Below are 294 nucleotides of genomic sequence, written 5' to 3'. Positions count from 1 at the left end.
GGGAAAAAGCCCTTGGGAATCACCAGGAACAGCGCCACCGTGCAGCCCACGGTCGCCAGGAACACGCACAGCGTGGCGAACTGATGCCGCAGCACCAGTTTCAGGCCGCGCTCGTAGCCGTGCAGCATCGCATCGAAGCCGCGCTCGAACAGCAGGTACAGGCGGCCGTGGCGGTCGCCGTGGTGGTTCTTCAGGTAGCGCGAACACAGCATCGGCGTCAGCGTCAGCGACACCAGCACCGACACCACGATGGTCAGCGTCACCGTCACCGCAAACTCGCGGAACAGCCGCCCC

At 65.6% G+C, this 294-nt stretch carries 1 protein-coding gene; it reads right to left on the bottom strand.

Translation table 11 applies throughout. The features are described from left to right. Positions 1–294: efflux RND transporter permease subunit (locus tag U858_RS34125; RefSeq protein WP_042886162.1), on the bottom strand; the 294-nt coding region annotated here is incomplete at both ends.

The sequence above is a fragment of the Achromobacter sp. DH1f genome (assembly GCF_000633435.1).
GTDB classification, from domain to species: domain Bacteria; phylum Pseudomonadota; class Gammaproteobacteria; order Burkholderiales; family Burkholderiaceae_B; genus Achromobacter; species Achromobacter deleyi.
This window is presented reverse-complemented; position numbering and strand designations above follow the sequence as displayed.